The 6105-nt window shown below is 53.8% G+C and carries 7 protein-coding genes; all 7 read left to right on the top strand.

What is annotated here, in order from left to right:
• Positions 1 to 211: hypothetical protein (locus PHP98_11350; GenBank protein MDD5484225.1), on the top strand; the 211-nt coding region annotated here is incomplete at its 5' end.
• A gap of 35 nt (positions 212 to 246) precedes the next feature.
• The gene (locus tag PHP98_11345) at positions 247 to 963 is read left to right on the top strand and encodes a hypothetical protein (GenBank protein ID MDD5484224.1); all 717 of its coding nucleotides are present in this window, start codon (positions 247 to 249) and stop codon (positions 961 to 963) included.
• Positions 964 to 1041: 78 nt separating this feature from the next.
• Positions 1042 to 3027 (top strand): Mu transposase C-terminal domain-containing protein, encoded by a 1986-nt coding sequence (locus tag PHP98_11340; protein MDD5484223.1) that lies wholly within the window; start codon positions 1042 to 1044, stop codon positions 3025 to 3027.
• Entirely contained in the window at positions 3024 to 4106 is a 1083-nt protein-coding gene (locus PHP98_11335; protein ID MDD5484222.1) for an AAA family ATPase, read from the top strand. Before PHP98_11340 ends, PHP98_11335 begins: the two co-directional genes overlap by 4 nt.
• A 90-nt stretch (positions 4107 to 4196) precedes the next feature.
• Positions 4197 to 4643, top strand: coding sequence for a hypothetical protein (locus tag PHP98_11330; GenBank protein MDD5484221.1), 447 nt, complete (start codon positions 4197 to 4199; stop codon positions 4641 to 4643).
• A gap of 285 nt (positions 4644 to 4928) precedes the next feature.
• Complete coding sequence (locus tag PHP98_11325) at positions 4929 to 5276, top strand: hypothetical protein (GenBank protein MDD5484220.1); 348 nt, start codon at positions 4929 to 4931, stop codon at positions 5274 to 5276.
• 105 nt (positions 5277 to 5381) lie between these two features.
• Positions 5382 to 5927: a hypothetical protein gene (locus PHP98_11320; protein ID MDD5484219.1), complete on the top strand. Its 546-nt coding sequence runs from the start codon at positions 5382 to 5384 to the stop codon at positions 5925 to 5927.
• The last annotated feature ends 178 nt before the right edge of the window (positions 5928 to 6105 follow it).

The following is a 6105-nucleotide window of genomic DNA, read 5'->3' as shown; positions in this document are numbered from 1 at the left end:
CAGCGTCAAGATAACCGACAGTGAAAAAATTATCGCTTATTCCGACGAGAACGGGCATGAATTATACGCGGACCAGCCGGTGATCAGCATAGCCGCCGTATTGCGGCTGCTCAAGGAGGGTGAGGATATTCCGGGCGCGGCTTTACAGGGCGGCGAAAAAGCTTTCATCAAGGTACGGATGGATTGCCTGGAATCAGAATTAAAGAAATAGTGTAAACGGTTTTCGCAAATTGAGGTTATAGCAACATGGAACAATACAAATCAATTGCTGACAAAGTAATCCCGGCGAGATTGGAAGATAAAACCTCGTGCTTGCGGGAAATACTGGATTTTGCCAGGAAGTACCGCGCCTCAATAGCGGTATTGATCGCCAGCGCCCGCCGCGACAATTTCAAAGACGACGTCACCGGCTGGATAGATTGGGCGCGCGGCAATGAACTGGCCGGATCGGATTTGCACCACTTGCGCCAGATCGGCAACCTGCTGCTCGATGTCAGCGATGAGCTTTACCGGCGGCTTTTCCCGGTTGATACGGAAAAGCTGCTGGCGATGTCCCGTCTTCCCCGGAAAGACATTACTCGGTTTTTAGAAGCCTATCCCCCGGAAAAACTTTCCCGCGACGAAGTCCGCGCCGCCGTCTGCGAATGCCTGGGCGAAGCGCCGAAAAGCGGCAGCGGAAAAAGCAGCAAATACCAGCCGGACATGTTCGAGGCGATAGATGCTTTTCTCAAAACCGACGACGAGAAGCTCGACCAATTGTTTATGGACGAACGCTTTGACGGGGAAGCCGTCGGCAAATGCTACAAAAGCGGCATGGTACTGGTCGAAAATGTCGTTAATTATTTGAACGTCCGCGGCGGCGACCCGACGGTCATCGCCACCGCTGAACAGCAATTGCGCGCCCAGGCTGATAAGCTGGCGGAAATCCGCGAACGCGTGGCGGCGCAACTCCAGGCGGGTTGAAAATATGCTGGGAGCGCCGGTCGCCTGACCGGCATAACTGATAACTGGTTACTGATAACTGAAAACCGGAGGTTTTTTATGGGAGCATCGGCATTAGCTTTGAATTTCGGAGGGGGCGAAGCTAACCTGGTAAAACTGGAACAAACGGCCCTGGCCGTGCGGCGGCCGGCGGCGGAGCTGCCGGTAAAGGAACGGGCGCTGCGGGACGAAAAATGGCTGTTTTGTAAATTGGTTCACGAGGAGCACGAACGTACCCGCGCCAATTATCCCGTCTGCTGCGAAAATATCGCGCTTAAAGCCCACCTTTTTCCCCACCTGACAAGCTCCGGCAAGCAAGGCGCGTCCGCCCTGAAATACGACAATTACCGGAACTGGATCGGCAAACTGAAAACTCCGGGGAAAAACAAAATCCTCTGGGAAAACAAAAACGCCCTGGCCAACTGCTGGTCGGGCGGCAGCGAACGTTACGGCTGCGAACTTTTCTGGCGCTTGTTTTTCGCCACTTACCTGAACCGCAACCACTGGTCGCTGAAGCAGTCCTGGCGCATGGCGTCCAGGCGCACCCGTGAACTCGACCGGCTGGCCGCGATCCCGAATATCGACCAGGTTAAATACCAGGTCGCGAAACTTAACCCGCTGGTGGTAAACAACGCCCGGCTCGGCCCGGCCTGGGTTCGGGATAACATGCTCAGTTACATTTCCCGCGACTGGGCGGCGGTAATGGCTAATCAAATATGGTTTGCCGACCACCGGGTGCTCGATTTCCCGATCCGGGTATGGAACAGCGAAAAACAGAAATGGGAAGCCGTACGGCCCTGGATTTGCGTTTATTTCGACGCCAAGAGCTGGCACGCGGTTTCCGTGCAGATACTGGAGAACAGCCCGAACAGTTGGACGGTAAGAAACGGGCTGGCCCAGGGGATAGCTTATTACGGCCGCCCGGACGCGCTGTATATCGATAACGGCAAGGATTTTCTCTGCAAGGGTTTCGGGGCTCCGGTGACTTTCTCGATGAACGAGTCCGGGACTGAAACCTACGAGCATTCGATACTCAGGGAACTCGATATCAAGATGACCAACAGCCTGCCGTACAACGGCCGGGCGAAGTGCGTCGAGCGCTTCTTCGGCTATCTTTCGAGGGAGTTCGACAAGCTGCATCCCGGTTACCTGGGCAACACGCCGAGCAAACGCCCGGATCAGGCGCAGCTTTATTACAAAAACGCGCATCTGCTGCCGAACCTTAATGAGCTTTGCGATCTCTTCAATAAATGGGTTTCCGAATACCACCAGACGCCGAACGACGGCAAAATCCTCAGCGGTTTGTCCCCGGCCCAGGCGTTCGCCCCGGAAAACCGCCTGCGGCGCGCGCCGATGGCGGAGCGGGAACTGTTTAGCGCCTTCCTGAAGCCGGCGGCCAAGCTGTACCAGGTCAGGCGCGGCCCGAGCGTCTTTTTCGGGAAAGTGGAATATCGCGGCGACGACAAGCTCTGGAATTACTTCGACAAAAAAGTGATGATCAAAACCGACGCGAACGATCCTTCCCATGTTTTCGCTTTCGAGCCGAACGGCAAACCGATCTGCGAATGCACGACCAAGCCGCAAGTGGCGGCATACGCCAAAAGCGCCGGCGAACGGGAATTGCTGAAAGCTGAAATAGCGCTGCAGCGCCGCCAGGCGAAACTCGCCAGGACAATGGTATTGCAGCTTGCCGGAGGATTTGAAAAACTCGACCCGCTGACGCTGTACGCGCTTTCGGCGGAGCAACTGGACGCGCCGCGCCTGAAGCTGATCGACAGCAAGCGGAGCGTCCAGGGCGGCGACCACAACCCGGGCATCTACGCCCCCGCCGACGATCCCAGGCTGGAGCCGGGTTACCAGGAAGCGATCGCCCCGGCGCCCGCACCGAAGCGGAAACCCCGCCTGACGGAAGCGGAAAGAAACAGGCTTCTCGAATTTCAGACGACAGTCATTGACCGGAAACCGGTTAATCCGGAACGCAAGGCCAGCGACGCGGACATTAACGATTTTCATCAGTTCATAACCACAAGGAGACAAGGCTTATGACTACCAGACACGCAGGAACGGCCCAGGGCGTCGGCAATCACGCCGCGCACGGGAAAGGCAACCCCGCCCCGGAAGCCAACATGGCTCAGGACGCGATCAACATCGGAATGAATATATTCCGCAAAGGCATTGCCGGCTACGAGCAAAAAGAGCAGCAGCTTCTCGAATGGCTCTGGGGCTACACGATGGACGAACTCGGCGGCTCTAAAAACGCGCTGCAGAAAAAACTGGAAATAGATTACGAAACCGTTCGGCTGGCCTGGATAGGCAAGCTGGAAGCCGTGGGGGCGCTTTGCGAAGAAATCGAGCGCCTGAAATACCGGACCGTAAATTCCGTGCGGGTAGTCGACACAATCGTCACCAGACGCATCACCGAAGCCCTGGACTACGCCAAAACCCTTAGTTCCATGGTTACCGTCACCGGCCCGACCGGGCGCGGAAAAACGCTCACTGCGCAGCATTGGGCGCGCGAGAACAATCACGGCCGCGCCAAGTATGTACGCGTCCCGTCGGACTGCAACCGGATGACGCTGGTGCGGGAACTGTGCAAGAAATGCGGCATCGGGACGAACGGCAAGAACCGGGGCGACCTGGAAGCGCGGCTGCGTTCGGCGTTCGGCTCGCATAATGTGATCATCGCCGACGAGGCCGGGCATCTCATGCCCCGCGCGGGGATGACCAGTGCGCTGGAACTTCTCCGCGACCTGCACGACATGTGCGGCTGTTCGGTCGTGCTGATCTTCACCGACGTTTATTTGTCGGAGCTCAAATACGGGCGCATGCGGAACTACTTCGAGCAGTTCCGCGGCCGCATAAAATTCACGGTTGAAATCCCGGAAAAAGTCATTTTCGAGGAAGTGGAAGCCGTCGTCAAAGCGTTTAACCCGGAAGCTCCGCTGGAGCTGGTCAAGTATGCCCACCAGGCGGCGGAAGACCGCGACGGCAAACTGCGGACGCTGTTCGAAGACCTCGATCGGGCGCAGGGCTTTGCCCGCCGCAAGGGTCGCGACAGGATAGCCCTGAGCGACCTCGAAATAGCCATCGAATGGCGTAAATCCGGCGGCGTCTGGCCCGACTAAAGCTGGGAGCGCCGGTCGCCAGTCCGGCCCGCCTTTAATTGAAAATTGAAAGTTGACTATGAAATGAGCGTGAGCAGAGCGAAGACAAAATTGAAAATGAAAAACAGGAGACAGAAAATCATGGAAAAGTGGCAATGGGAATTACGAAAAGCGCTGAAGCGGTGGAAGCTGGCGATCATGATTGTTGATCAGCCGGTACCACAAGCACAGCTTGAGCGTGCGGCGGCAGAGAAAGGCATTCGCAATATATCGTTTATTGATTTTTTAAACCTGACTCCCAAAACGCCGCATCAGATACTGAAGGATTATATCCTGACGGCGCTTTGTCGTTCTCACAAACCGATATTTGATCGCGGTGAGGCATGTGTTGCGGTTATGTCCCAGGAATTACTGGATCACTATCTTTCCTGGACTGGCGGCTGGTTTATCGAACTCTTCGAATCGCACACCAAAATAATCAAAATCAATAACAAGCCGGATGCAACGGCGGATGCAACGGCCGGGAGCGCCGGTCGCCAGTCCGGCACTTTTAATTGAAAATTGAAAGTTGAAAATGAAAATAAGAAGTAAAAGACAGATCAGAAAAGCACTGGAGCGCAGATACTGCATTGTTCACCGCTGTACCGATGTAAATATGAATTTATACAAAGATACTCTCGGCTGGCACATGCTGCAACTGCAAATAGCGCTGATTGAATTGAAATATTCCATGCTTAAGGCATTCGGAATAATTATAAAATAAAAAGCTGTCCGGCAGCGCCGGATGGAAATGTTAAGACTGGGTAGCGCCCGTGTCGGCTAGACCGGTCCCGGCCAAATGGGATGGCGGAAGCGCCGGGGGTGGCCGTATCACCCCCAAAACTTATTTTAACCAAAACAGGAGACAAAAAAATGCCAACGCTTAGAGAAAGTATGTTAACATCAACACAAATGGATGGACAGCCTGCCGAAGAACAGCTTCTTAAGGCGGTAAGACACACTCTTAACCAAATTATGACAAATCCAACATTAGCGTATTGTTGCGGAATTGGTACTGAGACATTCAGTCTGTTAACGGAAGCCTATGCAAAAGCTACACTACGCGGGGTTGAGTCTGTCCGCAAAGAGGTATTGAACGGAATACAAAAAATACAAAACGCTGGCAGCACCGGGGAAGAAGCGACTGGGTAGCGCCCGTGACGGTAGTCTGGTCCCGGCCAAATGGGACGGCGGAAGCGCCGGGGGTGGCCGTATCACCCCCAAAACTTATTTTAAAAAAAACAGGAGACGAAAAAAATGAATGAACTAATGGAAGTATTGAAATCAATCGACATTGTCAAGAAAACGGACGGCATCTGGTTGCATATTGAAGGACATTCTAAAAGTGTTTGTCTTAACATCTCTGAACATGCATGGATGGCCGGAGACGTAATGCGGGAGTGGAGCGATAATAAATTCAAGGCCATCGCCAAAGCGAACAATGACGGCAACAGCGCGGCCAGTATCATGAAAACAGGAATAGAACTAATCGCAGAAGAACGCAAACGCCAAGTAGAAGAGGAAGGGTGGAAGGCAGAACATGATGCGGCTCATATTGGCGGGGAACTGGCCAGGGCGGCGGCATGTTACGCTTTACCACAAGTAATGAGTTTGCAAAGCGAACTCATTAGCGTTGTTGTCGACAGAGGTGTTTTTTGGCCCTGGTCAATAAAATGCTTTAAACCAACAAAAGATGATCGCGTCCGGGAACTGCAAAAAGCCGGGGCTCTGATCGCCGCCGAAATAGACCGGAGACTCGCCAGTAAAAATCAAGTTGATCCGGTTAATCCTATCAAAAAATAAGTGAGAATTAGTGTTAATTAGTGGTTAAAAAATGCTTACCAACCAGCAAAAAGCCTCAATCCATATCGCAAAGAACGAGCGCGGAATGTCCGATCCGGATTACCGCGCTTTACTCAAGGAACTGACCGGCGCCGCGTCTTCCACTGATCCGGCCCTGTGTGAAAGCGATTACCAGGCG

The organism is Kiritimatiellia bacterium (assembly GCA_028715905.1).
GTDB lineage: Bacteria > Verrucomicrobiota > Kiritimatiellia > JAAZAB01 > JAAZAB01 > JAQUQV01.
Note: the sequence above shows the minus strand (reverse complement) of the source record. Positions and strands in the feature narration are given on the sequence as shown.

What these genes read in the sequence shown, in the direction of transcription:
- PHP98_11335 (MDD5484222.1), top strand. Translation starts at nt 3,024, where the DNA reads ATGACTACCAGACACGCAGGAACGGCCCAGGGCGTCGGCAATCACGCC.
- PHP98_11325 (MDD5484220.1), top strand. Translation starts at nt 4,929, where the DNA reads ATGGCGGAAGCGCCGGGGGTGGCCGTATCACCCCCAAAACTTATTTTA.
- PHP98_11320 (MDD5484219.1), top strand. Translation starts at nt 5,382, where the DNA reads ATGAATGAACTAATGGAAGTATTGAAATCAATCGACATTGTCAAGAAA.
- PHP98_11345 (MDD5484224.1), top strand. Translation starts at nt 247, where the DNA reads ATGGAACAATACAAATCAATTGCTGACAAAGTAATCCCGGCGAGATTG.
- PHP98_11340 (MDD5484223.1), top strand. Translation starts at nt 1,042, where the DNA reads ATGGGAGCATCGGCATTAGCTTTGAATTTCGGAGGGGGCGAAGCTAAC.